Genomic DNA, 24,990 nt, shown 5'->3' on the forward strand with positions numbered 1-24,990 from the left:
TGGCGAACCCCAAGATCGGCGAACGCGAGGTACTGGCCGCGATGCTGGAAGCCGACGCCGGGGTGATCGCCGAACACGACGGCATCCTGCTCATCTCGGACAAGGGCTTCGCCTCCAAACCGTTCGAGCGGCAACTCGCTGCCCAGGGCATCGAGCTGCTGCGACCGTCCCGCAAGCGGGAGAAGGCCCACTACGGCGAACCGATGCTCAAGAAGGTCCGCCAACTCATCGAGTCGGTCAACGACACCCTCAAAGGCCAACTCGACCTGGAAGAACACGGCGGACGGACCTTCGAGGGCGTCGCGGTCCGAGTCGCCCAACGCCTGCTGGCCATGGCCGCCGCGATCTGGCACAACAACAAGACCGGCGCACCCGTCACCCGGTCACTGATCGCCTACGACCACTGATACATTCGGAACTACTCGTCTAGAGAGCCGTCCAGCCGCGATCGCTCCCGCCGAGATCTTCCTGCGGCATGGGCTGCTCCCGGGCCCGCCCGTCGGCGAGTCGGCGTCGAAGTCCGCGAGTCGGTCGCGGCAGGAGTGGGGCGCAGGGCGTGGTGTCGAGCAGCCCTCCGATTCCGGAGAGGTGCAGAATCCGTTGGGTGATGCCGCGTGCCCGTCGTACCGAGAAGTGGCAGCCGGTGTCAGCGGCCCGACGGTGTGCGGTGACCAGAGCGGTCAGGCCGGCGGCGCTGAAGAATGTCACCCCGGTGAGGTCGCAGCACACCCGGGAATGCCCCTCCACGGCGGCAAGCAGCGCCCGCTCCAGCAACGGCGCTGTCGCCAGGTCGATCTCACCCTCCGTCAGGAGAACCATCTGATCGCGGGGTTCGTCGACGGACGAACCCGGGGATTCGATGCGCTCGAACACGGCGAACGGAACAAGGTCCTCGGCGGCCGCGTCATCGGTGGGACCTGCCGTGCGGTAGGTGGATCCCACGCCCAGCCGGCGATCAGTGCAGCGTGCAGAGGCGGCGGCCAGGGGCCGAGAAACCCATGACGGTATGCGCATCGAACGCACCTCTCGGTTCTGAGGGCGGAACGGGCGCATGGCTTGACCCGACACCATTCTAGGAAGCCGTAGCCGGGCCTTGCCAGTCTCCCGCGCCGTCCAGCGCCGAGCTGCCGGGCCTGGGCGACGTCGGATTCACCGCTGCCGGTTCCACCCACCGGGCCGGATCACTCTCCGGTTAGGGTCGGTGTTGTGCGCATCCTCACCTGGAATGTGTGGTGGCGCTTCGGCGGTGCCTGGCAGGAGCGGGAACAGGGCATTGTGCAGACGCTCGAGCGGGTCGGCCCGGACGTCGTCGGACTCGTGGAAACCTGGGCAGGCGACGGCACCACACAGGTACGTCGACTGGCCGACCGGCTCGGCATGGCAACGGCGGTCTTCGCGCCGACGTCGCTGCCGCCGCCGCCCGATCCGGTGGAGGAGCCAACTCAGGCGGGGATCGGGATGGGAATCGGTCTGCTCAGCAGATGGCCGCTCCTCGCCGCCGAGATTCACGACCTGCCGTGCGCCCAACGGGCCGGCCGGCCGCCGACCGCATTACTGGCCGTCCTCGACCATCCGCACGGTCCGCTACGGGTGATCGTCGCCTGCATCGAGTGGGAGCCCGGGTACGCCGCCGACCAGCTTGCGCAGAGCCACGCCCTCGCCACGATCGCCGCTGATCCTCGGCTCGACGGCGACCTGCCGGTACTGCTCGTCGGTGACCTGAACGCGGCGGTCGAACAGAGTGACCTGGCACCACTGCTCGACGTTCTGATCGACACGTGGACGCTCGGCGGCGGTGATCCCGACGGCGTGACACTCAGCTCCAGCGTGCCCGACGCGCCGCTGGAGGCCACAAAACAGATCGACCGCCGTATCGATCATGTCCTGGCCCGTCCTGGCCGGACCGGCGGCACTCTCGCGGTGCGACGGGCGTTCCTTGCCGGCGACCAACCGGTCAACGGACGGTACCCGTCCGATCACTTCGCTGTCGTCGTCGACCTGGACATCTGATCCCCGCGTCGACCTGGACATCTGATCGCGCCGCTCGCGCCCTGGGTCGCCCGCGAATCCGACGCCGGCACGGCGACGCGCCCTTGCGGGCGCGCCGCCGTGCGGATCGAACCATGGCGGTCAGCGCGTGATGTGGCGTCGGCCGTAGAAGCCGGCCACGGCGGCCACGGCGAGCGCGGCGAGCACCACCTGGATGAGGACCTCGGTCCAGTCCACGCCGTCGGTATCGGCCCAGCCCGCGCCGCGGGCGATGGCGGTGCCCAGCAGGGCGGCAACGATGCCGATGAGCAGGGTGAGCCAGATAGGGATGTTCTGCTTGCCGGGCACGACCAGACGTCCGAGCGCGCCGATGATCAGGCCTACGACAATCGCGGAGATGATGCCGCCGATAGCCATCTGATGCCTCCAGGTCTTCGAGGGGTGCGACAGTCCTGTTGCCCCTGCGGGGAAGTCCGAAACTCCGCCGCGCCAGATTCGCAATCCGATTGCGCCCGGGTGGTCGCCCTGGTCAACCGCGGTCGTCGGCCGACCGACCCGCGGGCCGGCGGGAAAGCACGTGGATGAGGATCAGGATGATCATGATGACGATCCAGAGGAAAGCCAGCGCGGTGGTGAGTTCGAGTGGATAATCGCGGTCCTGAAGGCCCGGGTTCGGGGGTGCGGAAGCCGGCCGCCAGGTCAGCGGCACCGCGATCAACAGCAGGGTGCCGGTCGCCACCAGTCCGGCGGTGATCCAGTATCGCCGTACCGGGTCGGTCACCAGTCGGCTCAGTGTCAGCCCGGCCAGCGCGACCAGCGGTGCCACCAGCGCGTCGTGCAGCAGCGGGCCACCGACCAGCCAGGGCAGGGTCGTGTCGATCTGCGGGTACAGCAGCCATCCGCCGTACGCCACCGCCGAGGCGCCGAGCAGGAGCAGAAGCAGCCGGACCGTTCTCACGCGAGCACCTCCAGCCGGGCCACCCACTTGGTCTGCAGCACGCCCGGTCGGCCCGGTGCGAGAAGCCGGCAGGGGTAGCCGTGGTCGGGGCTCAGCACCTCGCCGTTGATCCGCAGTGCGAGCAGGGTCAGCGGATCGCTGGCGTGGTTCGCGGGAAGGACGCTTGTCGAGTACAGGCCGCCGGTTTCGAGCGAGGAGACCCTTACCGGACGACCGGTGGGGGCGCCGGCGTGTCCGAGCAGGTCGAGGATGGGTATGCCGGTCCAGTACGCGGACGCGCTCCACCCCTCGACGCAGGCGATCGGCAGTTCCGCCGTGCGTTGGGGTAGGGCCGCGAGATCGGCCAGGTACACGCCGCGCCGGCCACCCGGCCAGGTGATCTCCAACTGAAAGTCGGCCGGTACGACGATGCCCGCGGCGAGCGCGGTGCGGTTGACCGGTACCCCCTGCGGCCCGACGGCGGCACGCCAGGCCAGCGGAGAGACCCGGCGCAGCCACGGGACCGTGACCCCGGCGGTGGCCAGGACGGCGATCCCGGCGGCACCGGCCGAGGTACGCAGAAAAGCGCGCCGCCCGCTCGCGGCCGTATCGTCGTCCCGGACCGGGCCGGCGGCGCTCCGGTCAGGCCCCCCGATCGGCTCGGACGGAGCCTTCGCCCCGAGTCGCTCGGAGAGTGCCGCGCGGGTGATCGGCAACTTCTCCGCGACGTGCAGCAGCAGCGCCCCGACCGCCAGCCAGGCCACCGCGTAGTGCGCCTGCGGGAAGAAGAACCGCCACGGGTAAGACTGGGCGACGTTGAACACGCCCGTGACCAGCTCGAAGAACGCGGCGCAGACCAGGAGCAGAATGGAGATCCGCCGCAGTCCGTGTCCGGCCAGCCGTACCGGTTGACGCAGCGGCGGCCGGGCGAACAGCCTCGGATAGACACTCCAGAGTTTGGCCAGCAGCAGCGGGATCGCGGCGATCCCGGAGAGCACGTGCACGCCCTGGGTGATCCGGTACAGGTTCACCGGCCGGGTCGGCCAGGTGAACCAGCCCGGCGGGTGCTGGATGTGGTGGCTGAGCAGGCCGGTGGCGAAGCAGAGCGCGAACGCGACTCCGAGCCAGAGCCCGAGCCTGGCCGCGACCAGGGCCGAATGCGACGGCGCGGTGAAGTCCTCGGGTTTCGGCAGGCGTGGCCGACGCGTCATGAGCGCACCAGCTCGGCGAACCAGCGGAGACCGTACCGGAGGACCTCCGTGACCCGGAGCCCGGCCGCGTCGGCGGTCGGAGCCAGCGCGTCCACCCCGAGCCGCGCCCAGTGCAGCGACGGTCCCCGCTGCGGGCTCCGGCCCGGTATCCCGGACACGACCCACGCGCGTCCCCGCCACAGTCCGGTGCCCGGCGGCTCCACCTCGACCAGCAGTGTCCCGTCCGTCGCGACCAGCCTCGCGCAACGGCGCAGCAGGCCGACCGGATCACCGCCGATACCGATGTTGCCGTCGACGAGCAGTGCGTGAGCCCATCTTCCCTCGCCCGGTAACGGGTCGAACAGGTCACGGCGCAGGGCCGCCACGCCTCGGTCACGGGTCAGCCGTACCGCCTCGGCGGAGATGTCCACACCCAGGGCGACCAGCCCGCGTCGGGCGAGCGCCACGGTCAGCCGGCCAGGACCGCAACCGAGGTCGATCGCCGGTCCGGCGCAGCGGGCCGCGACCGCCTCGACCTCGGGTTCGGGCGCCCCGTGCCAGCGCCGTACCGGCAACCGGTCGGACCGGCCGTCGGCCAGGACCAGCCGGTGTTCGGGATCCGGCATGTCGAGTACGGCCAGCGTGGCACCGCTCGGTCCGGGGTTGTCGAGGTGCACGGTGGGCCCGCCGAGGACGGTGTCGAAGCCGCCGGGTGTCATCGTCGGGCTTCCTGCCCGGCGGGATCCAGCGACCGGACGTCCACCGACCCGGCGGGATCCAGCGACCGGACGTCCACCGACCCGGCGGGATCCAGCGACCGGACGTCCACCGACCCGGCGGGATCCAGCGGCCGGACGTCCACCGATCGGACGGCGCGGTCGAACCGGCTCCCGGGGAGCTCCTGTGCCACCGCCAGCGCGGCCGGCCAGTCGTCGACGTCGCGCAGCACGGGTAGGCCGGCCGGGCGCACGCCACGGTCGCGCAGCGCGGCGAGGGTGAGCCGGCCGGTCTCTCCGGTCGACATCGGCACGCCGCGCAACGCGGTCGCGTGGGCCGGGTCGCGCAGCCCGAGCGCCCACCAGCCGCCGTCGGCGGCGGGCCCGAACACCGCGTCGTGCCCGGCCAGCCGGCGCAGCGCGGCGGCGAGCGTGGCCGGCCGTACCTGCGGGGTGTCCATGCCGATCTGCAGCACGGGCCGGCCGGGAAACGCCGCGCCCGCGTCGGCGTGTGCGTTGGCGAGGCGGTCGGCGAACGAGCTGCCGCGCTGCGCCAGCAGACGCCAGCCGACCAGCGCGGCGGTCAGCTCCGCCGCATGTTCGGCGTCGGCGAACCGCCCGGTGTACGCGAGTACCGGCACGGTCGATCCCGTCGCGCGTACCGCCGCGAGGGTGTCCAGCAGCGCCGCCGCCGCGACCCGGGCGGCCTGCACCGGGGTGGCCGGCGGGCAGAGCCGGGTCTTGGCCAGCCCGGGAACCGGCGCCTTCGCGACCACGAGCAGGACGCTCACCGACCCGCTCCCACACCGGCGTGCAGCACCGCGGCGAAGTCCCGGCTCGCGCGGAGTGTGCCGCGGATCGATCCGGAGACCTTCGACCTGGTGCCGGCGGCCCTCGGCGCGTACGCCACGTCCAGTTCGACGATCCGCCAACCCGCAGCGGCCGCACGCAGCAGCAACTCGAGGGGATAGCCGAAGGCCCGGTCCGTGACACCCAGCCGGAGCAGCGCGGTCCGCCGGGCCACCCGGATCGGACTGATGTCGTAGACCGGCACGCCACGCCGACGCAACAGCGCGGCGACCAGCGCGTTGCCGGCCCGGGCGTGCCACGGCCAGGCAGCCGTCGACACCGGCCGGCGACGTCCGACCGCGAGGTCCGCGCGGCCGTCGCGTACCGCCGCCACCAGCCCGGACAGCTCGCGCGGGTCGAACGAGCCGTCCGCGTCGAGTACACCGACCAGGTCGGTCCGGGCGGCCAGCAGGCCGGCGTGCACGGCGGCGCCGTACCCGCGTCGCGGCTCGTGGACCACGTGCGCGCCGTGCGCGGCGGCGATCTCCGGCGAACCGTCGGTGGAGCCGTTGTCGACCACGAGCGGTCGGTAACCGGGGGGCAGTCCGGCGAGTACGGCGGGCAGCGCGGCCGCCTCGTCCAGGCACGGCAGCACGACGTCGATGGTGGTGGGCATGCCCTGGACGCTAGGCCCGGTACCGGCCGCCGGGGCTGCCCGACGGTCTTACGGATCGCTTACGCCAGCGGGGGTTCTTACGAGTCGCTGACGTCGTCCCCGGCCCGCTGTCGGTGGGCTCGCGGCGCTCGTATCGTGGGCCGCCACCATGACCATGTTGACCCGGCCGGAACGGCACCGGCGTGCCGACCTGATCGTCCTCGCGACCGAGGCGGCACTGCTCGCCGCCGCGATCGCCCTCGGCGCACTGCTCAACCGCCATGGCGTACGGCTGTACGCCGACGCCGCCCCGCTGTACGCCACCTGGCGGCCCCATCTGGGCTTCGGTACCCCGGCCGCGCTGCTGGTCGCGGCATTGGTGATCTGGCGCGGGGCGGGATGGGCGGCGACCGCGCGATGGCCCCGGCTGCTCGCCGTCGGCTACCTCGGCACCCTGGCCTGGACGCTGTCGCTGGCCCTGGTCGACGGCTGGTCGGCCGGGCTGACCGGACGGCTGACGGTGCAGGCCGAGTACCTGCACGAGGTCCCCCGGGTGACCGACATCCAGGCGATGCTGTCCGGCTTCGCCGATCGGATCCTCGACTTCCAACCCGACTCCTGGTCCACCCACACCGCCGGCCACCCGCCGGGCGCGTTGCTGCTCTTCGTCTGGCTGGACCGGATCGGACTGGGCGGCGGTACCGCCGCCGGGCTCGCCTGCGTACTGCTCGGGGCCACGGTGTCGGTGTCGGTACCGGTGACGCTGCGGGCGCTCGGCGCGCAGGACGCGGCCCGGACGGTGTGGCCGTTCCTGGTCCTGTTTCCGGGTGCGGTCTGGGTGGGCGCGTCCGCGGACGGGATCTTCGCCGCGGTGGTCGCGGCCGGCCTGGCGCTGCTGGTGGTCGGCGGCCGGGTGCCGGCGGCGCTCGGCGGGCTGTTGCTCGGCTTCGCGCTCTACCTGTCGTACGGGTTCGTCCTCGTCGGGCTGCTCGCGCTGACCGTGGTGCTGCTGCGGGCCCGGGACCGCCTCGGCGTGCTCGTCGTCGCCGTGGTTGCCGTGGGGGCGGTCGTCGTCTCCTTCACCCTGGCCGGGTTCCACTGGCTCGACGGCTACCACCTGGTGGTGCGCCGCTACTACCAGGGCTGGGCGGCCCAGCGCCCGTACGGCTACTGGGTCTGGGCGAACCTGGCGGCCCTGCTGCTGTCCGCCGGACCGGTGGTCGGGCCGGCGATCCGTCGGACGATCGCCCTGGTGCCGGTTCGGCCGTCGGGCCACCGGCCGGCCGCGCACCGCACCTGGTACATCGGGCCGGAGGGGACCGGTGCCCGCAGGTGGCAGCCGATCCCGGGGCTCCGGCGGCTCGGGTCCGGTCGGCCGGCGGTGTGGCTGCCGCTCGCGGCGGTGACGGTGGTGCTCGCCGCGGATCTCTCCGCGCTCAGCAAGGCCGAGGTGGAGCGGATCTGGCTACCGTTCGCCGTCTGGCTGCTGGTCGCCACCGCACACCTGCCGGCCGGCCAGCGGCGATGGTGGCTGGCGCTTCAGGCGGCTACCGCGCTCGCCGTCAACCACCTGTTGTGGACGGTGTCCTGATCGCCGCCGGTTCCCGGGACGGCGCGGTCGCGAATGCCGCGACGCCCTCGGCGAACCCGGTCCGGGCGGTGAACCCGAGCAGCCGGGCGGCGCGGGTCGGGTCGGCGACCACGTGCCGTACGTCCGCGGGCCGCCCGCCGCCGACCACGACCGGTGCCGGGCCACCCATCGCCGCGGCCAGTTCGTGCGCGAGTTCGCCGACCGTGTGCGGCTGCCCCGAGCAGACGTTCACCGGCGTGAGGGCGTCCGGCGCCGGCGTGGTGAGCGCCAGCAGGTTCGCCGCCGCGACGTCGGAGACGTGGACGAAGTCGCGGCGTTGCCGGCCGTCCTCCAGCACCCGGGGCGGCCGCCCGGCGGCCAGCGCCGACCGGAAGATCGAGGCAACCCCGGCGTACGGGGTGTCCCGGGGCATCCGTGACCCGTACACGTTGTGGTAGCGCAGGGCCCAGACCGTGCCGCCGGTCTGCCTGGCCCAGGCCCCCGCCAGGTGCTCCTGGGCCAGTTTCGTGGCGGCGTACGTGCTGCGCGGCTCCAGCGGCGCGTCCTCCGGCACCAGCCCGGCGGCGAGTACCCCGGCGCATTCCGGGCAGGTCGGCTCGTAGCGGCCGGCGGCGAGGTCAGCGGCCAGCCGTCCGTCCGGCCGGACGATCCCGTGCGCCGGGCAGTGGTAGCGGCCCTCCCCGTAGACGACCATCGAACTCGCCAGAACCAGCCGGCGTACCCCGGCCGCGTGCATCGCCGCGAGCACGGTGGCGGTACCGAGGTCGTTGTGTGCCGCGTACCGGGGCGCGTCCGACGGGTCCAGCCCGTGCCCCACCATGGCCGCCTGGTGACAGACCGCGTCGACCCCGGCCAGCAGGCGGGTCAGCAGTTCGAGGTCACGGACGTCACCGATCACTGGTCCGTGCCGCTCGGACCACTCCGGTGGCGTCCCGCCGTGTGCCTCGGGCAGCAGCGCGTCCATCGCCACCACCTCGTGGCCGTGGTCGGCGAGCAGGTCGGCGACGTGTGATCCGATGAACCCGGCCGCACCGGTGACGAGGATCCGCATTCCGGTCACCGTATGACCTCGCCGACGTAGCCCGTGCATGGTTGCCGCAGCCGTAAGAACCTCGCAAGGTCTCGGCCCGGCGGTCGCGGTCCGGCGCGTGGCTACGCTGGCCCGATGGACGCGAACGGGTATGGGGACGGGCGGGAACGGAGGCGGCAGGGGACGAAACGGATACTGGTGGTCGACGACGACCAGACCGTCAGCGACGTGATCTGCCGCTACCTCGAACACGACGGCTTCCAGGTCAGCCACGTGGGCGACGGGGCGGCAGCCCTCGCGGCCGTCGCCAGGCAGATGCCGCACCTGGTCGTACTCGATCTCATGCTGCCCAAGGTCGGCGGCCTGCAGGTGTGCCGCGAACTGCGGGCCCGCCCGGACGGCGTACCCATCATCATGCTGACCGCGCTCGGTGACGAGGCCGATCGGATCCTCGGCCTGCAACTCGGCGCGGACGACTACCTGACCAAGCCCTTCTCGCCCCGGGAACTGGTGCTCCGGGTCCGGTCGGTGCTCCGCCGTGCCGGCGGCGAGCCGGCGCCCGGCCGGCCGGAGGTGCTCACCGACGGCAGTCTGGCGGTGCGGACTGATTCCCGGACCGCCAGGCTGTCCGGTAGGGAGCTGGCGCTGACCCTGCGCGAGTTCGACCTGCTCGTCCACCTGATGCGGCACCCCGCCCGGGTGTTCACCCGGGCCGAACTGCTGGAGCAGGTCTGGGACTGGAACTTCGGCGACCACTCGACCGTTACCGTGCACGTGCGCCGGCTGCGCGAGAAGATCGAGACCGATCCGGCCGACCCGCGACGGATCGTGACCGTCTGGGGCGTCGGTTACCGGTACGAGCCGACCAGTGCGTGACCTGGCGCTGATCTTCGCGATCGCCCTGGGCGCCGCGCTCGTCGTCGGGCTCGCGGGGGCGCTGCTGCTGCGCCTGCTCCGGCGCAGTCCGATCACCGTGCACCTCTCCGTACTGCTCACCACCACGGTGGTCGCGGTCGTCCTCGGGGTGGTCGCCGTCGCGGAGGCGATGTTCCTGTCCCCGCACGACCTGGAAGTGGTCCTGATCACCGTCGGCGCGGCGGCGGCGGTGAGCCTCGCCGTCGGTGGGCACTTCGGCCGCCGGCTGGCGGCCGCTGCGGTCTGGACCGAGCAGGCCCGCGAGCGGGAGCGGCAACTGGAGAAGGGCCGCCGGGACCTGGTCGCCTGGGTCTCTCACGACCTGCGGACACCGCTGGCCGGGCTCCGCGCGATGGCGGAGGCGCTGGAGGACCGGGTGGTCCGTGACCCGGAGACGGTCGGGGAGTACCACCGGCGGATCCGGCTGGAGACCGACCGGATGACCAGACTCGTCGACGACCTGTTCGAGTTGTCCAGGATCAACGCCGGCGCGCTGCGCCTGTCGATGACCGCGGTGCCACTCGGTGAGGTGGTCTCCGACGTGCTGGCCAGCACCGCCCCGCTGGCCGCGGCCCGGCGGATCAAACTGGTCGCGGCCGAGTCGGGCTGGCCGATCGTCACCGCGAGTGAACCGGAGCTGACCCGGGTGGTGGCCAACCTGCTGCTCAACGCGGTCCGCTACACCCCGGATGACGGCACGGTGCGGATCGAGGCCGGCCGCGAGCGGGATCATGCCTGGCTCGCCGTGGCCGACACCTGCGGCGGGATTCCGCCCGCCGATCTACCTCGGCTGTTCGACGTCGCGTTCCGGGGCGAACCGGCCCGCACCCCCGGTACGGGCGACGACAGCGGCGGGGCGTCCGGAGGGCTCGGACTGGCGATCGTCCATGGGCTGGTCGAGGCGCACGGCGGTCGGGTAGAGGTAGGCAACACCACCGACGGCTGCCGGTTCGTGATCCGGCTCGCCGCCCTCTGAGGTGGGAGGCGCCCCGCCCGATCAGACGGTCTTCAGGGCGGCGGCGCCGAAGGAGACGGCGAAGCGCCTGCACCAGATGGAGACGCTCCGGAAGTCCGCCGGCTTCACCGACGGTGGCAGGTCGTACACCTGGTCGCCGCGGTTGCCCTTGAGTCGCGCCACCTCGAACCACGAGCCGTCGTCGAACACCCGCCAGCCGGCCACGCCACCGACCACCCGCTGGTCGGTCAGCCAGACCCGCAGGTCCGGTCCGTTGGAGGTGTCGAGATTCCGGAGGACGAGTCGGTGCCGGCCGTCGGCGAGCCGGACGATCTCGGCACGGCCGGTCGTCTCGTGCTCGTGGGTGACGAAGTCGCCGGCGGCCAGGATCCGGTTTCCGGTCGGCGTGGTGGCGGACGGACCGGGCACCGCGCCGGCGGACGCGGCAGCGGTCGCCACCGGAGTCACCTCGACGACCGGTAGGGCCTCGTCGACCTGCCTGTCGACGACCAACTTCCACGGCTGGAACCAGAAGAGGCCGAAGACCGCGACGATCCCGACCAGGACCACACCGACCCACGCCAGCGGCGACCGGAGCATTTTTGTCCACACCCGTGCCAGGGTACGGCGGGCGGTCCGGCGAATCCGCTGTCATCCATTTCGGAACTCTTACGGCCGACGCAGTGCGAACAGGAATCCTCCTCGCGCTGCTCGGAGCCGTTGTGACGACCATGTGACCGCCGGGTCGATAGTCTGACGACCCGGAACGGTGCGCGGTCGGACAGAACGGAAACAGACGGGAAAGAGACGGATGAGGGTCCTGGTGGTCGAGGATCACGTGCGGCTGGCCGACTCGGTGGCGCGGGTGTTGCGGCGCGAGGGCATGGCGGTCGACGTGGTGTACGACGGGGCGGCGGCGCTCGACCGCACCGTCGAGGTGGACTATGACGTGGTGGTCCTCGACCGGGACCTGCCGGGCGTGCACGGCGACGATGTGTGCCGGCAGTTGATGGGGGAGCCGCTGCGTACCCGCGTGCTGATGCTGACCGCGGCCGGGACCATCGACGACCGGGTGGAGGGCCTCACCATCGGGGCCGACGACTACCTGCCGAAACCGTTCGCCTATCCCGAGCTGGTGGCGCGCATCCGGGCGCTCGGCCGGCGCTGCCAGACCGCTGTGCCACCCGTCCTCGTGCACGGTGAGCTGAGGCTCGATCCGGCCCAGCGGGTCGCGACCCGGGCCGGGACTCGGCTGCCGCTCAACCCCAAGGAACTGGCCGTGCTGGAATACCTGCTCACCGAGCGGGGCCGGGTGGTCTCCGCCGAGGAACTGCTGGAGCGGGTGTGGGACGAGGCCACCGACCCGTTCACCACGACGGTCAAGGCCACGATGAACCGCCTCAGGTCGAAGCTCGGTGAGCCGCCGGTCATCGAGACCGTTCCCCGGGCGGGTTATCGCATCTGAAGGGGAGGGACCTTCCATGAGCCTGACGGCCAGGATCTCCGGCACACGGGTCCGTCTGCGGCTCACCCTGCTGTACAGCGTGCTGTTCCTGCTCTCCGGTGCCGTTCTGCTGGCCATCACCTATGTTCTCGTCACCCAGGGCGGGTCGAGCGTCGGGATGTCCACGTTCAGTTCGTCGCCCTCCGGCGACCAGAGCATCAGCAACATCATCCTGGGCAACGGCGGGCCGGGAAGCCCTCCACTGACCGGATCGGAACGGCGCCTCGTCGAGGCGGCCCAGCAGCAGGCCGCGCGACAGCACGCGGAGTTCGGGCACCAGTTGCTCGTGAAGTCGGGTATCGCCCTGGCGATCATGTCGGTCATCTCGGCGGCGCTGGGCTGGCTGGTGGCCGGGCGGGTGCTGCGGCCGGTGCGGACCATGACCGACAGCATTCAGCTCATCTCGGCGCGGAACGTGCACGAGCGGCTGGCCTTCACCGGGCCGGGCGACGAGCTCAAGGCCCTCGCGGACACCGTGGACGGGCTGCTCGGGCGGCTGGAGACGGCGCTCGACTCGCACAAGCGGTTCGTCGCCAACGCCGCACACGAGCTGCGAACGCCGTTGACGGTGGAGCACGCCCTGCTGGAGGAGGCCATGCTCGATCCGGACGCGACCGTGGACTCGTACCGGGCGCGATTCGAGGACCTGGTGGTCGTCAGCGAGCAGCAGGCCCAGCTCCTGGAGTCGCTGTTGGTGCTGGCGACGAGCGAACGCGGTCTGGACCGCCTGGAGAGCGTGGACCTGTCGGAGCTCGCCGGCAGCGTGCTGGGCGCCAGCCGGCCGAGGGCGTGCGAACAGGACGTGGCCGTCGTGACGCGAATCCGGCCGGCGCGGGTCACCGGTGATCCCGCCCTCGTGGAGCGGCTGGTGGCCAACCTGGTGGACAACGCGATGAGTTACAACGTCCCGGACGGCTGGGTGGAGGTCGCCACCGGCACCGCGGACGGGGGCTGCTTCCTGTCGGTGACCAACACCGGGCCACCGGTCCCGCCGGAGATGGTGGACCGGCTGCTCAACCCCTTCCAGCGGCTCGCCCGCACGGCGGACGACGGTCACCACGGCCTGGGTCTGTCCATCGTGCAGTCGATCGCGGTGTCCCACTCGGCCGACCTGAGCGTGCGGGCCCGGCCGGAGGGCGGCCTCGCGATCCGGGTGGACTTCCCGGCGGAAAAATCACCGGCGATATCCGGGTAGCCCTTTTGTGCCCGTCGTGTGACTGACCCGAGCGTAGAACAAGAAGCATGGCGATTCTGACGAAGAAACAACGCCCACTGCTGGTCCTTTCCGCATTCGCTCTGGTGCTGGCCATGGGAAGCGCGGGTTGCGACGACGGCGAGGATCCGTCGGTCGCGTCCGTCAGCCCGGGTGGGACCAATTCCCGTACCGGCGGGACGGACGACAACGAGCCCTCGCCTTTGAAGTTCTCGCAATGCATGCGTGACCAGGGCTTCACGTGGTATCCCGACCCGGACGCCGGGGGCAATCTGAGCGCGAGCGAACCGGAGGGTCTCGACCGGGCCAAATATCAGCAGGCCCAGCAGACGTGCGAGGTGTACGCCCCCTGGGGGAGCGGGAACAGCAACAAGAAGAGCCCCGAGGACCTGGAAAAGCTCCGGCAGATGTCGCAGTGCATGCGGGACCACGGATTCGCGACGTTCCCCGACCCCGACGAGAACGGCGGCATCAACATCAGCAAGAACTCGGGGATCTCACCCGACGACCCGGCCGTCCAGAAGGCGCAGGAGGAATGCCAGAAGTACTTCCCGACCGGTCAGGACAGGTGATGCGAGCACGGCGCGCGTGGGGTGTGGTGGCCGGTCTGCTGGCGGTCGGTGCGGTCGCTGCCGCGGTCACCGTCTTCAACCTGCCGGATCCGGACGACGACCCCAGCCCGGCCAGCAGCACGCCGGCGTCCACCGCCGAGATCACCCGGCAGACGCTTGTCGACCGGGAGAGCCATGACGGCACCCTGGCTCACGGCGACAGCACGACGATCTCGTCGCGGGGCAGCGGCACGATCACCGCGCTGCCTCCGGAAGGCACGACGATCTCCCGTGGGATGGCGGTCTTCCGTCTCGACAACAAGCCGGTCACTCTGCTGTACGGCTCGTTGCCGGCCTACCGCACGCTGAAGACGGGCGTCAAGGGCACCGACGTCAGGCAGCTCGAGCAGAACCTGTGGGCGCTCGGCTACCGGGGCTTCACCCCGGACACCACCTACAGCTGGGCGACCGCCTCCGCGGTCAAGGACTGGCAGGACGATCTCGGGATCAGGGAGACGGGCTCGGTCGAGCCGGCCCAGATCGAGTACGCCGACGGCACGGTCCGGGTGGACGCGCTGAGTCTGCACCGAGGAGCGGTCGTCGGGCCGGGTACCGAGGTTGAGAAGATCACCGGCACCTCGCCGCTGGCCACGGTCGTACTGGACGCGAGTTCGGGGCAGCTGGCCAGGCAGGGGGCCGTGGTGCAGGTCAAACTCCCGGACGGGAAGGTCGTTCCGGGAAAGATCAAGAAGGTGGCGACGCTCGTGGCCAAGGCCGACGACGGCCAGTCGGACACCACGAAGTCCCGGCTGACGATCAGCTTTGACGACGACGTCAAGAGCCAGGGCATGGCGGCCGTCAGCGTCGCTTTCACCGCCGGGCAGCGTCCGAACGTGCTGACGGTTCCGGTGGCCGCGCTGGTCGCGCTCGCCGAGGGCGGGTACGGGGTGCAGCTCGTCGAGGACGGCACGACGCGTTTCGTGGCGGTGGAAACCGGGCTGTTCGCCGACGGCAGAGTGGAGATCACCGGGTCCGGGCTTCAAGCGGGTATGAAGGCGGCGATCCCGTCGTGAACACCTTCGGAGCCGTCGTGACCACCGTGGATGACGCCGAGGGTCACCCGGTGATCGAGCTGGACGATGTCAGCAAGAGCTATCCCGGTGGGGTCGCCGCGCTGCGTTCGGTGGACATGGTCGTCGACTACGGCGAGCTGCTGGCGATCGTCGGGCCGTCCGGGTCCGGCAAGTCCACGATGCTGAACCTGATCGGCACGCTGGATCGCCCGTCGACGGGCACCGTGCGAATCGACGGGTACGACGTGGCGTCGCTGTCCGACCGGCAGCTGTCAGCACTGCGCTCCCGGCGAGTCGGTTTCGTGTTCCAGCACTTCCACCTCGCGGCGGGACGGGACGCGCTGGGCAACGTCGCCGACGGTCTGCTCTACAGCGGCGCCAGCAAGCGGGATCGCGAGCAGCGTGCCGAGGCCGCGCTGGTGCGTGTCGGACTGTCTGAGCGGCTGACCCACCGCCCGTACCAACTCTCGGGCGGCGAGCGGCAGCGGGTCGCGCTCGCTCGTGCCGTCGCGGGCGACCCGCCGCTGCTGCTCGCCGACGAGCCGACCGGCAACCTGGACTCGGTCTCCGGCGCCGGGGTGATGAGGTTGTTGCACGAGTTGCACGAGGCGGGCACGACGATCCTGGTCATCACGCACGATCGGGAGATCGCCGACAGCCTGCCGCGGCAGGTGCGGATGCGCGATGGGCAGGTGGTCTGAGATGTCGTCTCCGACCGCTCTGCCCAACTCCTCGGATCTCGTCGAAGAGCACCGTCGGCGCATTCCGCCCGGCCACCGCGAACGGGCCGAAGACACACTGCGGTCCGCCCGGCTGCGCCTGTCGGACCTGATCCGGCTGGGCGGGTACGGTCTGCGTTCGCGTCCGCTGCGCGCTGTGCTCTCGGCGCTGGGCATCGCGATCGGTATCGCGGCGATGATCTCGGTGGTCGGGATCTCGGCTTCCAGTCATGCCGACCTCGACCGGAAACTCGCGAAGCTCGGTACCAACATGTTGACCGTGTCGCCCGGCAGGACGATGTTCGGCAAGCAGGCCACCCTGCCCGACGAGTCGGTTGCAATGATCAAGCGGATCGGCCCGGTGCAGTCGGCCACGGCGACCGGCGTGGTCGGTACCGTGCACGCCTACCGCAACGACCGGATCCCGGTGGCGCAGACCGGCGGCCTGTCCGTGGTCGCGGCCAAGCTTGATCTGCTCACCACGGTCGGCGCCCAGCTCGACCAAGGGGTCTGGCTCAACGGGGCGACCGACCGGTACCCGGCGGTGGTGCTTGGCGCGACAGCGGCCGAGCGGCTCGGTTACGGCCCCACCGTCTACATCGGCGGGCGGTCGTGGGTCGTGGTCGGCGTGCTGCGGAAGGTGGCGCTCGCGTCGGAGCTCGACACATCGGTGATCATGGGATGGCCGGCGGCCACGACCTACCTGGCCTTCGACGGGCACCCGACGACGGTCTACACGCGGTCGGCGGACTCGCAGGTCGAGGCGGTGCGTGGAGTGCTCGCGGCCACGGCCAACCCGTCGGCGCCGAACGAGGTGGACGTGTCGAGACCGTCCGACGTGTTGACCCTGCGGCGCGCCACGAACGCGGCGTTCACCTCGCTGCTGCTCGGACTGGGGTCGGTAGCGCTGCTCGTGGGCGGGATCGGCGTCGCCAACACGATGGTCATCTCGGTGCTGGAACGCCGTTCGGAGATCGGTCTGCGCCGATCACTCGGCGCTACGAAGGGTCAGATCCGGACCCAGTTCGTCGCGGAATCGCTGCTGCTGTCGATGATCGGCGGGGCGGCCGGCGCGCTACTGGGCTACCTGGTGACCGGAACCTACGCCACGACGCAGAAGTGGCCCACCGTCGTGCCCTGGTGGATCCTCGCCGGCGGTGTCGGCGCGACCGTCCTGATCGGTGCCATCGCGGGCCTGTACCCGGCGATCCGCGCCGCCCGTCTGGCGCCGACGGAGGCGCTGGCAGCGACCTGATCGGTATTCCTCACCGCCGTTGCCCGGGAAGGCCTGCGAAGGCCTTCCCGGGAACAGGGCTCGCGCCGCGGACGAGGCCGCGGGACCGTACCCGGTGCCCCGTGGCCGGGATCGTGGCCTTCCCGAATGTGGCGGACGGATGTCGAAGATCCTCCGTCACACGCGGCTGTTCGACATCCTGGGGCGTGACGGTTGCGTCGCGGGCGTCTCGCACAGGGCGGTGACGGCCGTCCGGTCTGTCTTGCCGTTGGCGGTCAGCGGCAGTTCGTCCACGAGGCGAACAGCGTCGACCACCATGTACGTCGGAAGATGCGCCGCGCAATGCGCCTTCAGGGCAAGCGTCGTGGGCTTCCTGCCGTCGGCGGGGACGACGGCGGCGTGGATCCGGCTGTCCAGTCCGGCACCGATCACGACGACGGCTGCCGCCGCCACCGCAGGGTGGGTGGTCAGGACGGTCTCGATCTCGCTCGGCTCGACCCGGTGACCCCGTACCTTGACCATGTGGTCGCGCCGGCCCACGTATTCCAGGTTGCCGTCGGGATCGAGCCGGCCGAGATCGCCGGTTCGGTACGGCCCCTCCTGCGGAGGCTGGCCCCAGTAGCCGAGCATGACGGTCGGGCCATCCACGACGATCTCGCCGATCTCCTGACCGGGCGGGTCCAGCCAGACCCGGTCGCCAGCGCAGGCCGTGCCGATCGGCAGGGGCCGGGCCCGGGTGAGATCGCGGTCGGTCACCTCGTAGGAGGTGCACACGTTCGTCTCGGTGGGCCCGTACCAGTTGAACAGCCGGACCGCGGGCCAGGCGGCGCGCAGGCGCAGCACATCGGTGAGCGGGAACGGTTCGCCGGCGAAGACACAGACCCGGAGGGCCGGCGGCGGGTCGCCGTCGAGCAGGCCGCCCCCGGTGGTCATCAGTTGCAGTGCCGAGGGCACCGAATACCACACGGTGATGCCGCGTTCGACCATGAAGCGGGCGAGTGCCTGCGGTGCGAACGCGAGTGTCGCCGGCAGCAGGTCGACGCACGCGCCGGCGTGGAACGCGCCGTACAGGTCGAACACCGAGAGGTCGAAGTTGAAGGGCGCGTGATTGGCGAGCCGGTCGGCCGGTGCGAGGCCGGTCTCGTCGACGGCCCAGCAGACGAACGCCAGCGCGTTGCGGTGGCTGATGCTGACGCCCTTCGGCTCGCCGGTGGAGCCGGAGGTGTAGAGGATGAACGCGCAGTCGTCCGGTGTCGCCGACACGTCGTGCGGTAGCTCCGAAGGCGGGTCCGGCAGTGTGTGCAGGCTGGCCAGGCTCACGCTGCGCGTGTCACCGGGCAGCGGCTCGTCCGCGACGACGAGTTTCGCGGCGCAGCCGTCCGCGATGCGCTGTACCCGCGGGCCGGGATTGGACGGGGTCACCGGCACGTAGACCGCGCCGAGCCGGAGCGCCGCCTGCATGACGGCGACGGCGTCGATGCTCTTCGCGGTCCAGAGCACCACCCGGTCGCGGCGGCCGACGCCGAGCTCGGCCAGGGCGTGGGCGTACCGGTCGGCGAGGACGTCCAGTTGCGCGTACGTCACGGTGGCGGGGCCGTCTCGCACGGCGGCGGCGTGCGGGGAGCGGCGTGCTGCCGTCCGGACCAGTGTGGGCAGCAGCATGGGGTGCGGGTGCTGGTTCATCCGGTGCGCTCCGCTCGTTCGGTGTGACGGTGCCGGCCGTCGCGGCCCCGCCGGTCGACGGCGCCGCCGGGAACGCGCCGCATGGCGCGGCCGACGGCGCCCTCCGCTCCGGAGCGTTCGCCTTCCAGGGCGGGCAACGCCGACGAACTCGGCTTCAGAAGAGAGCCGCGGCCGAAGCCGTCGCCTTGAGGTTGCCCAGACGGTCGTGCCAGAGGTGCTCCGGGTCGGCCTCGACAGCCGCCACGAAGTCCCGCATCGCAGCCAGCGCCGGCGGCTCCACATCGTCGTACACGTCGCCCTGCAGCATCCGGATGACGTCCATCCGATAGCGCGGGTCGTCGATGAACGCGGTGAACAGGACGTTGAGCCGGTAGTAGATCGAGATGAAGTCGTACCAGCTGTTCACCCCTCGACGCAGCGTGTTCACGTACGTGTCGAACCGCTCCCGCCGGAAGTCGCCCGCCTCAGCCGCGGCGATGATGTCCGCCGCCGCGAGCCGCGCGCTGTTCATGGCGACACTCACGCCGCTGGAGAAGATCGGGTCGACGAACCGGGCAGCGTCGCCGATGAGCACCATGCCGTCGCCCGCGATGCTGCGCATGCCGTAGCTGTAGTCGCCCTCGGACTTGTACGGACGCAGCCGCTCGCAGTTCTGGAGTTGTTTCAGGAGATCAGGCCGGCTCCCCACCGAGTCCCAGAAGAACGTCTCCAGATCGTCCTTGGCGGCCTTGAACCGCGCCTTCTGGGTGACCACACCGATCGAGGTGATGGTGTCGGTGATGGGAATCTGCCAGACCCAGGTGTCCTCGAGGGGCAGGAAGTGCACGTGGATGAAGTCGGCCTGACCGTCGTCGCGAGCCAGCGCCGACCGGTCCAGGCCCTCGAACCAGGTGTGGATCGCGTACTGGTTGAAGACCGGGTCCGGAACCTTCAGCTTCAGCTGGTTGCCGAGTTGGGTCTGCCGGCCGCTCGCGTCGACCACCATGCGTACCGGCACCTGGATCTTCGCGTCGCGACTGCTCAGGTGCAGGACGGGACGGTCGCGGTCGGTGAAGTCGACACGGTTCACCCGGGTCTCGGTGTGCACCGTGGCGCCGAGTTCTTTCGCGTGGTCGAGCAGGATGGAGTCGAAGCGACCGCGGTCGACGTGGTACGAGTACGGCTGCTGTACGCCCTTCTGGTCGCGTTCCATGTAGCTGATCTCGGCGACTCCCCAGCCGTGCGAGCTGACATGGAAATCCAGCGGCGCGGTCGGGCGAGAATCGGCGGACGTCCACGCGGCGCCGTACTTGCGGGGGAAGCCGCCGTTCTCGATCTTGTCGAGTGCGCCGATCTCCCGCAGCACGGGGGTGGTGGCGGGCACCAGCGACTCGCCGACGTGCTCCCGGGGGAACGCACACGTCTCGAAGACCGCGACGTGAAGACCCGCCTTGGCGAGGTAGGAGGCCATGGTCGAGCCGGCGGGGCCGCCGCCGATGACGCCGACGTCGTATTCGGTGCCCTCGGTCATGCGGACCCCTCGCTCACGCCGGCCGCCGCCGGAACCCCGGCCACCAGACCGGCGATCGTTTCCAGGTCGCGGAAGTTGGTCGCGGTCATCGCCGCGGGTGACAGCCGGACACCGAACTCGTCCCGGATGTACGCGACAAGCCGCGCCGTTTCGATCGAGTTGAGCACGCCGAGTTCAAGCAGGGGCGTGTTCTTGGTGAGGTCGGTGGCGTTCTCCTCACCGAGCAGCCGGACGGATACGTACTCGGTCAGGACATCGAGTATCTGCGTGTACTGGTCTGTCGACATCGAATCCTCTCAGGGCATAGTGAGGCACGCCGCTTCGAGTCGAGGGTAGAGCGCTTTTGATAGCGCGCGGCATTCGTCCAACTGAGATCGATCGTTCAGTTGTACATCGACGCTCGTCGGGATATCCCGGCGTACGCGGCCAGCGCGAAGAAAACGCAAAGAGGGCTCGGTTCGCTGTTCAACTGACGCGATCGGTCAGTCGAACAGTGAACATGTCGACACTCTTGATTGCCTCGGCGCTCGGAACCATACTGAAACAGTCCGATTTATCGCCGAAGGGAGGGCTAGTCCGTGCCGAACCGGATCGTTGGCGCAGATGGGTGCGATCGCGACGGATCGGCCTGAGCGGCGGGCCGGTTCGCTCGGCCGAGTGTCCGCAGCAGCGCCTCAGCGCCATGCACAACGAGATCGGCCACGCCCACGTCGGGATATCCGGATGATCATCTCGCCGACGGTGGGCTCTACGGGGAGCGTCGCCACACATGGTTCGAGGCGAACGGCAGCAACGTCGGGCCTCGACGACGTGTGCGCAATTGATTGGAGGAAAGAATGTCGCTGGCCTGGTTATCTTCCTATCCGAAGTCCGGCAACACGTGGGTCCGCATCATGCTGCAGAACTACCTGGAGGACAGGCCGCTGGAAACAGACGAGCCGGTCCAGTGGCGCGGCGGCGGGTCGAAGATCTCCGCGGTCGCGGACATCGCCGATCTGTCGAGCGAGAGCGGTCTGTCGTGGCCCTCCCACCAGGCGGTTCCGCCGACGCTGAAGACGCACTTCCTGCCCGGCGTGGAGGTTCATCGTCCGTACCGGGAGACCACCAGCAAGGTGCTGTACATAGTGCGCGACCCGCGGGATGTGATTCACAGCGCGGAACGCCATCTCGACGTCAGCCCGAAGCACAGGGCGGCCTTCGCCAGGCACTTCATCGCCCATCACGGATTCGAGGGATGGCGGAGGACCGGGTGGGGCTCGTGGGTGGAGAACGTCTCGGAATGGGTCAACCCGGAGCGGCACTTCCCTAACGCGCAGGTCTGTGTCGTCAGGTACGAGGACATGAAAAGCGACGCGGTGGGGTCGCTTTCCAGGATCGTCACCTTCCTCGAGTGGGATGACCGGGTGGACGGCGCTCGCGTCGAGCGGGCCGTGCGCAACTCGGAGCTCGACAGGCTGCGTGAACAGCAACGGCAAGCCAACGAGCCCGGAAAAGGCAGGAACCTGTTCTTCGGCCAGGGTCTGAGCGGGCAGTCGCTCGCGGACTACGGAGAGGACGTCGAGGAGAGCTATCTGCGTCTTCTCGACGAGGACTCCACGTTCGCCGATGTCGCAAAGCGATGGGGGTATTCAAATTGAGCGCCGAACGTCAGCTCACCTGGATGACGTCCTACATGCGGTCCGATTTCGAGGTGGCCGGCTACCTCACCGGCTACCTGCTGGACACCCGGCCCAGCGAGACGAGCATCGAGGCCGTACTCGAAGTGGCGCCGGACTTTGTGGTCCTGTTCCGATTCGGGCGGATGTTGCCGCTGGACGGGCGAATGCCCTACGTCGTGCAGACCAACTACCGGCCGGATGTCGAGGCCCTCGCCCCCTACGCCGCTGCGACCGGGAAAGTCCTGTACCTGGTGCACGACCCACGGTCGCTGATCGCCGAGGCGCTCGTCATGCGCGGAGTCCCGGTCGAGCAGCGGAGCCGAATGGCCATGAAGATGATCTCCCGCCTCGACGCCTCCGACGCGCGAGGCAAGGGCTGGCAGAATCACGTACAGGAATGGACGTCACCGGATCGGGTCCGGGCCCGCTTCCGCGGTCTTGCGGACCTCCGCGTCATCCGTGTGGAGGATCTGCAGCGCGACCCGGCCGGTGTCCTTCGTGAGGTGGTCGACTTCCTCGGCCTCCCGGAGCCGGTGGACGACGCTCGGATTCAGCGGGCGGTACGGGACTGGACCCCGGACAAGGTGCGCGAGAGCAATCTCATGACGTTGCCTCCGGGCGTCTCGGAATTTCGGGACGAGCCGCCGCCCGTCGTAATTCCCGAGACCACGCCCACGTTCGAGGAAATCGGCGAAGAGGTCGAAGCCGCCTACCAGCAAAAAATGCGGGACAACGCGGAGTTCGCGGCGCTAGTCAGGCAGTTCGGGTACGAGAGTTAAGGACGGCCGGTGCTTGCCGGGCGGCATGACAATCTGATCATTGCCGGTACCCGTCGCCCGGCCCGCACGTCAGCAGGGTTCTGCCGACCGGGGTGAGCGCGTACTCGGGCAGCCCGTCCACGTAGCGGACCGCGGACACCAGGCCCGTGCCGGCCGCGGTCCGCGGCAGGCGGGCCGGCGGTCCGCGGTCCGGCGGGGCCTCGACCGTGCTTCTCCTGGCGTCAGGTGTGCTGACGTGCCATCCGAGTCGAGTGGAGGCCTGACGGTGTACGCGTCGGCGAGCCGGCCGCAGGCTGGGCATGGCGCCGCGCCCGGCGTCTGTCGGAGCAGAGGGTAGAACGCCGCCGTCGAGTCGAAGGACGCGTACAACCGACGCCTGTTGCCCAGTTGTACAAATCACGGAAGTCGAGTATCCCAGTATCCCTACACTCGACGGCTTTTGCCGCGGATGGGCATTCGAAGGGTTGTGTGACTGTCCAAACCCGTCAGTTGCACACCGACAGACCCGTTACCGATGTGCGACTGCCGGCCTTGTTCCTTACCGCGTTCTACGTTGGAATGTGGGCGTCGGCCATACCCGACACGTCGCCAATGCGGCTGAGGTCAATGGACGTTCACGCCCCGCTGCGGCTCCGCTGGGGCGATCGCCGGTGACCTCGGCACGACCGGGTCCCCAAGAAAGGCTGGTTGCCGATGAATCCGTTCGAGGATCCCGACGCGAGTTATCTGGTCGTGGTGAACGACGAGGGTCAGCATTCGCTCTGGCCGGCTTTCCTGGACGTGCCGGAGGGCTGGACCTCGGTGTTCGGCGAGGCCGGCCGCCAGGAAGCCCTGGATTACATCGAGAAGTCATGGACCGACCTGCGGCCCAAGAGCCTGATCGCCGCGATGGCGGAGAAGTAGCTGAATCCGGACGTCATCGACGTTCACGTCCACCGGGAGCTCACGGCCGCAAGGCCGTGAGCCTCCTGACTGCCTGCCCGCTTCACCCGCTTTCCGGCGACCAGTGTGCCGTCGCAGCGATCTCGCGCCGATCATGCCTAAGGAGAAGGACCGGATGATCCCGTTGTCGTTCGCGCAGCGCAGGTTGTGGTTCCTGGAGCAGTTGGAAGGTCCCAGCCCGACCTACAACAGCGTCATCGAGGTGCGGATCGACGGTGCCCTCGACGCGTCGGCGATGGACGCGGCGCTGCGCGACGTCATCGCCCGGCACGAGTCGCTCCGCACGGTGTTCCCGTCCACGGATGGCGATCCGCACCAGCAGGTACTGGATCCGACGACATTGGACTGGCGCCTGGAGGCCCGTTCGGTCACCGCCGAGGCGGTCGCGGAGACGGTGCGGGAGCTCGGGCAACAGACGTTCGACGTCTCCGCGGAAGTTCCGATCCGGGGCTGGCTGCTCCAGATCGGCGACACCGAACACGTGCTCGTCGTGCAGCTGCACCACATCGCCAGCGACGGCTGGTCCCGCCGGCCCCTGCTGCGGGATCTCGCCACCGCGTACGAGGCGCGCCTGCGTGGTGCCGCACCGGCGTGGGAACCACTGCCGGTCCAGTACGCCGACTTCGCGTTGTGGCAGCGGGATCTTCTCGGCGCGGAGGCTGATCCGGACAGCCTGCTGTCGGGGCAGATGGCGTACTGGCGGAAGACACTGGCCGGGATTCCGGAGGAGTTGACGCTGCCGACTGACCGGCCCCGTCCGGCCGCGGCCAGCCATCGTGGGCACCGGGTGCCGTTCCGGATACCGGCAGAGGCCCACGGCCGCCTCGCCGAACTGTGCCGCGCCGAGGGCGCGACGCCGTTCATGGTGCTGCAGGCCTCACTTGCCGTGCTGTTGTCCCGGTTGGGGGCGGGCACCGACATCCCGATCGGATCGACGATCGCCGGCCGTACCGACGAGGCTCTCGACGATCTGGTCGGATTCTTCGTCAACAACCTGGTGATCCGTACCGACCTGTCCGGCCGCCCGTCGTTCCGCGAGTTGCTGGGCCGGGTGCGGGAGTCGGCGCTGGGTGCTCTGAGCCACCAGGACCTGCCGTTCGAGCGGCTGGTGGAGGAACTGGCCCCGGAGCGGTCGCTGGCGCGGCACCCGCTGTTCCAGGTGATGCTGGTCCTGCAGAACACCGAACGCGGTGTGATCGATCTCGCCGGGACGCGCGCGAAATACGGTGAACCGGCGGGCGGCGGGCCGTCGGCGGCGTCGGCGAAGTTCGACCTCGATCTGCGGTTCAGCGAGACCTTCGGCGGTCAGGGTGAGCCGGCGGGGTTGTTGGGTGCGGTGACCGGGTCGGTTGATCTG

At 70.2% G+C, this 24,990-nt stretch carries 27 protein-coding genes; 15 read left to right on the forward strand and 12 right to left on the reverse strand.

All coding sequences use genetic code 11. The features are described 5' to 3' along the window. Positions 1–407, forward strand: a 407-nt coding sequence (locus I0C86_RS06945) for a transposase (protein ID WP_323373422.1), incomplete at its 5' end; no start/stop codon positions are given. 19 nt (positions 408–426) lie between these two features. On the opposite strand, the gene I0C86_RS42980 is transcribed toward I0C86_RS06945, so the two are convergent. Then, positions 427–819 (reverse strand): STAS domain-containing protein, encoded by a 393-nt coding sequence (locus tag I0C86_RS42980; protein ID WP_230393701.1) that lies wholly within the window; start codon positions 817–819, stop codon positions 427–429. 387 nt (positions 820–1,206) lie between these two features. Between I0C86_RS42980 and I0C86_RS06955 the strand changes: the two genes are divergently transcribed. Further along, positions 1,207–2,010: an endonuclease/exonuclease/phosphatase family protein gene (locus I0C86_RS06955; RefSeq protein ID WP_196200378.1), complete on the forward strand. Its 804-nt coding sequence runs from the start codon at positions 1,207–1,209 to the stop codon at positions 2,008–2,010. 120 nt (positions 2,011–2,130) lie between these two features. Here I0C86_RS06955 and I0C86_RS06960 read toward each other — a convergent pair whose 3' ends face one another. The 6 genes from I0C86_RS06960 to I0C86_RS06985 form a co-directional block, all read right to left on the reverse strand. After that, positions 2,131–2,406 carry a GlsB/YeaQ/YmgE family stress response membrane protein gene (locus tag I0C86_RS06960; protein WP_196200379.1) on the reverse strand — a complete coding sequence of 92 codons (276 nt, stop codon included), beginning with the start codon at positions 2,404–2,406 and terminating at the stop codon, positions 2,131–2,133. 112 nt (positions 2,407–2,518) lie between these two features. Beyond that, positions 2,519–2,947 carry a hypothetical protein gene (locus I0C86_RS06965; RefSeq protein ID WP_196200380.1) on the reverse strand — a complete coding sequence of 143 codons (429 nt, stop codon included), beginning with the start codon at positions 2,945–2,947 and terminating at the stop codon, positions 2,519–2,521. Then, positions 2,944–4,137 carry a molybdopterin-dependent oxidoreductase gene (locus tag I0C86_RS06970; protein ID WP_196200381.1) on the reverse strand — a complete coding sequence of 398 codons (1,194 nt, stop codon included), beginning with the start codon at positions 4,135–4,137 and terminating at the stop codon, positions 2,944–2,946. Before I0C86_RS06970 ends, I0C86_RS06965 begins: the two co-directional genes overlap by 4 nt. Next, positions 4,134–4,835, reverse strand: a complete 702-nt coding sequence (locus I0C86_RS06975; RefSeq protein ID WP_196200382.1) for a methyltransferase domain-containing protein — start codon at positions 4,833–4,835, stop codon at positions 4,134–4,136. Before I0C86_RS06975 ends, I0C86_RS06970 begins: the two co-directional genes overlap by 4 nt. Next, positions 4,832–5,623 (reverse strand): TIGR04282 family arsenosugar biosynthesis glycosyltransferase, encoded by a 792-nt coding sequence (locus I0C86_RS06980; protein ID WP_196200383.1) that lies wholly within the window; start codon positions 5,621–5,623, stop codon positions 4,832–4,834. Before I0C86_RS06980 ends, I0C86_RS06975 begins: the two co-directional genes overlap by 4 nt. Next, positions 5,620–6,297, reverse strand: a complete 678-nt coding sequence (locus tag I0C86_RS06985) for a glycosyltransferase family 2 protein (RefSeq protein WP_196200384.1) — start codon at positions 6,295–6,297, stop codon at positions 5,620–5,622. Before I0C86_RS06985 ends, I0C86_RS06980 begins: the two co-directional genes overlap by 4 nt. 148 nt (positions 6,298–6,445) lie before the next feature. Between I0C86_RS06985 and I0C86_RS06990 the strand changes: the two genes are divergently transcribed. Then, positions 6,446–7,867: a hypothetical protein gene (locus I0C86_RS06990; protein WP_196200385.1), complete on the forward strand. Its 1,422-nt coding sequence runs from the start codon at positions 6,446–6,448 to the stop codon at positions 7,865–7,867. On the opposite strand, the gene I0C86_RS06995 is transcribed toward I0C86_RS06990, so the two are convergent. After that, a complete protein-coding gene (locus I0C86_RS06995; RefSeq protein WP_196200386.1) occupies positions 7,839–8,918 on the reverse strand; it encodes an NAD-dependent epimerase/dehydratase family protein in 1,080 nt (359 codons plus the stop codon). The two genes, I0C86_RS06990 and I0C86_RS06995, sit on opposite strands and share 29 nt — an antisense overlap. A gap of 114 nt (positions 8,919–9,032) precedes the next feature. Between I0C86_RS06995 and I0C86_RS07000 the strand changes: the two genes are divergently transcribed. Together I0C86_RS07000 and I0C86_RS07005 are read left to right on the forward strand one after the other, a co-directional pair. Then, complete coding sequence (locus I0C86_RS07000) at positions 9,033–9,773, forward strand: response regulator transcription factor (protein WP_196200387.1); 741 nt, start codon at positions 9,033–9,035, stop codon at positions 9,771–9,773. Beyond that, positions 9,766–10,788: a sensor histidine kinase gene (locus tag I0C86_RS07005; protein WP_196200388.1), complete on the forward strand. Its 1,023-nt coding sequence runs from the start codon at positions 9,766–9,768 to the stop codon at positions 10,786–10,788. Before I0C86_RS07000 ends, I0C86_RS07005 begins: the two co-directional genes overlap by 8 nt. Before the next feature lie 21 nt (positions 10,789–10,809). On the opposite strand, the gene I0C86_RS07010 is transcribed toward I0C86_RS07005, so the two are convergent. Continuing rightward, a complete protein-coding gene (locus I0C86_RS07010; RefSeq protein ID WP_196200389.1) occupies positions 10,810–11,379 on the reverse strand; it encodes a DM13 domain-containing protein in 570 nt (189 codons plus the stop codon). Positions 11,380–11,578: 199 nt separating this feature from the next. On the opposite strand from I0C86_RS07010, the gene I0C86_RS07015 reads away from it, so the two are divergent. Genes I0C86_RS07015 through I0C86_RS07040 form a run of 6 tightly spaced genes read left to right on the forward strand, consistent with a single transcriptional unit; the run spans position 11,579 to position 17,082 of the window. Continuing rightward, positions 11,579–12,232, forward strand: a complete 654-nt coding sequence (locus I0C86_RS07015) for a response regulator transcription factor (protein ID WP_196200390.1) — start codon at positions 11,579–11,581, stop codon at positions 12,230–12,232. Between the two features lie 16 nt (positions 12,233–12,248). Continuing rightward, complete coding sequence (locus tag I0C86_RS07020) at positions 12,249–13,466, forward strand: sensor histidine kinase (RefSeq protein ID WP_196200391.1); 1,218 nt, start codon at positions 12,249–12,251, stop codon at positions 13,464–13,466. A gap of 47 nt (positions 13,467–13,513) precedes the next feature. Next, positions 13,514–14,056 carry a hypothetical protein gene (locus I0C86_RS07025; protein ID WP_196200392.1) on the forward strand — a complete coding sequence of 181 codons (543 nt, stop codon included), beginning with the start codon at positions 13,514–13,516 and terminating at the stop codon, positions 14,054–14,056. Next, entirely contained in the window at positions 14,056–15,108 is a 1,053-nt protein-coding gene (locus tag I0C86_RS07030; protein WP_196200393.1) for an efflux RND transporter periplasmic adaptor subunit, read from the forward strand. Before I0C86_RS07025 ends, I0C86_RS07030 begins: the two co-directional genes overlap by 1 nt. Before the next feature lie 50 nt (positions 15,109–15,158). Further along, on the forward strand, positions 15,159–15,809 hold the full coding sequence (locus tag I0C86_RS07035) for an ABC transporter ATP-binding protein (protein WP_323373505.1): 651 nt from the start codon (positions 15,159–15,161) through the stop codon (positions 15,807–15,809). A gap of 1 nt (position 15,810) precedes the next feature. Then, positions 15,811–17,082 (forward strand): ABC transporter permease, encoded by a 1,272-nt coding sequence (locus I0C86_RS07040; protein WP_230393702.1) that lies wholly within the window; start codon positions 15,811–15,813, stop codon positions 17,080–17,082. 156 nt (positions 17,083–17,238) lie between these two features. On the opposite strand, the gene I0C86_RS07045 is transcribed toward I0C86_RS07040, so the two are convergent. From I0C86_RS07045 to I0C86_RS07055, 3 genes are all read right to left on the reverse strand, one after another. Next, positions 17,239–18,744, reverse strand: a complete 1,506-nt coding sequence (locus I0C86_RS07045) for an amino acid adenylation domain-containing protein (RefSeq protein ID WP_230393703.1) — start codon at positions 18,742–18,744, stop codon at positions 17,239–17,241. 154 nt (positions 18,745–18,898) lie between these two features. Beyond that, a complete protein-coding gene (locus tag I0C86_RS07050; RefSeq protein ID WP_196200395.1) occupies positions 18,899–20,254 on the reverse strand; it encodes an NAD(P)/FAD-dependent oxidoreductase in 1,356 nt (451 codons plus the stop codon). After that, positions 20,251–20,541, reverse strand: coding sequence for an acyl carrier protein (locus I0C86_RS07055; RefSeq protein ID WP_196200396.1), 291 nt, complete (start codon positions 20,539–20,541; stop codon positions 20,251–20,253). Before I0C86_RS07055 ends, I0C86_RS07050 begins: the two co-directional genes overlap by 4 nt. 549 nt (positions 20,542–21,090) lie before the next feature. On the opposite strand from I0C86_RS07055, the gene I0C86_RS07060 reads away from it, so the two are divergent. The 4 genes from I0C86_RS07060 to I0C86_RS07075 form a co-directional block, all read left to right on the forward strand. Continuing rightward, positions 21,091–21,891, forward strand: coding sequence for a sulfotransferase domain-containing protein (locus I0C86_RS07060; protein ID WP_196200397.1), 801 nt, complete (start codon positions 21,091–21,093; stop codon positions 21,889–21,891). Further along, positions 21,888–22,691, forward strand: coding sequence for a sulfotransferase domain-containing protein (locus I0C86_RS07065; protein ID WP_196200398.1), 804 nt, complete (start codon positions 21,888–21,890; stop codon positions 22,689–22,691). Before I0C86_RS07060 ends, I0C86_RS07065 begins: the two co-directional genes overlap by 4 nt. A gap of 693 nt (positions 22,692–23,384) precedes the next feature. Then, complete coding sequence (locus I0C86_RS07070; RefSeq protein ID WP_323373503.1) at positions 23,385–23,594, forward strand: MbtH family protein; 210 nt, start codon at positions 23,385–23,387, stop codon at positions 23,592–23,594. Between the two features lie 154 nt (positions 23,595–23,748). After that, a partial coding sequence (locus I0C86_RS07075) for a condensation domain-containing protein (protein WP_230393704.1) occupies positions 23,749–24,990 on the forward strand: 1,242 nt, incomplete at its 3' end.

This window comes from Plantactinospora alkalitolerans (genome assembly GCF_015690345.1).
GTDB lineage: Bacteria > Actinomycetota > Actinomycetes > Mycobacteriales > Micromonosporaceae > Plantactinospora > Plantactinospora alkalitolerans.

Bases quoted from the DNA above. Each gene is read 5' to 3' on its own strand.
- I0C86_RS07040 (WP_230393702.1), top strand. From the start codon at position 15,811: ATGTCGTCTCCGACCGCTCTGCCCAACTCCTCGGATCTCGTCGAAGAG.
- I0C86_RS07025 (WP_196200392.1), top strand. From the start codon at position 13,514: ATGGCGATTCTGACGAAGAAACAACGCCCACTGCTGGTCCTTTCCGCA.
- I0C86_RS06990 (WP_196200385.1), top strand. From the start codon at position 6,446: ATGACCATGTTGACCCGGCCGGAACGGCACCGGCGTGCCGACCTGATC.
- I0C86_RS07070 (WP_323373503.1), top strand. From the start codon at position 23,385: ATGAATCCGTTCGAGGATCCCGACGCGAGTTATCTGGTCGTGGTGAAC.
- I0C86_RS42980 (WP_230393701.1), bottom strand. From the start codon at position 819: ATGGTTCTCCTGACGGAGGGTGAGATCGACCTGGCGACAGCGCCGTTG.
- I0C86_RS06960 (WP_196200379.1), bottom strand. From the start codon at position 2,406: ATGGCTATCGGCGGCATCATCTCCGCGATTGTCGTAGGCCTGATCATC.
- I0C86_RS07030 (WP_196200393.1), top strand. From the start codon at position 14,056: ATGCGAGCACGGCGCGCGTGGGGTGTGGTGGCCGGTCTGCTGGCGGTC.
- I0C86_RS06985 (WP_196200384.1), bottom strand. From the start codon at position 6,297: ATGCCCACCACCATCGACGTCGTGCTGCCGTGCCTGGACGAGGCGGCC.
- I0C86_RS06975 (WP_196200382.1), bottom strand. From the start codon at position 4,835: ATGACACCCGGCGGCTTCGACACCGTCCTCGGCGGGCCCACCGTGCAC.
- I0C86_RS07060 (WP_196200397.1), top strand. From the start codon at position 21,091: ATGTCGCTGGCCTGGTTATCTTCCTATCCGAAGTCCGGCAACACGTGG.
- I0C86_RS07020 (WP_196200391.1), top strand. From the start codon at position 12,249: ATGAGCCTGACGGCCAGGATCTCCGGCACACGGGTCCGTCTGCGGCTC.
- I0C86_RS06970 (WP_196200381.1), bottom strand. From the start codon at position 4,137: ATGACGCGTCGGCCACGCCTGCCGAAACCCGAGGACTTCACCGCGCCG.
- I0C86_RS07000 (WP_196200387.1), top strand. From the start codon at position 9,033: ATGGACGCGAACGGGTATGGGGACGGGCGGGAACGGAGGCGGCAGGGG.
- I0C86_RS07045 (WP_230393703.1), bottom strand. From the start codon at position 18,744: ATGAACCAGCACCCGCACCCCATGCTGCTGCCCACACTGGTCCGGACG.
- I0C86_RS06995 (WP_196200386.1), bottom strand. From the start codon at position 8,918: ATGCGGATCCTCGTCACCGGTGCGGCCGGGTTCATCGGATCACACGTC.
- I0C86_RS07055 (WP_196200396.1), bottom strand. From the start codon at position 20,541: ATGTCGACAGACCAGTACACGCAGATACTCGATGTCCTGACCGAGTAC.
- I0C86_RS07050 (WP_196200395.1), bottom strand. From the start codon at position 20,254: ATGACCGAGGGCACCGAATACGACGTCGGCGTCATCGGCGGCGGCCCC.
- I0C86_RS07015 (WP_196200390.1), top strand. From the start codon at position 11,579: ATGAGGGTCCTGGTGGTCGAGGATCACGTGCGGCTGGCCGACTCGGTG.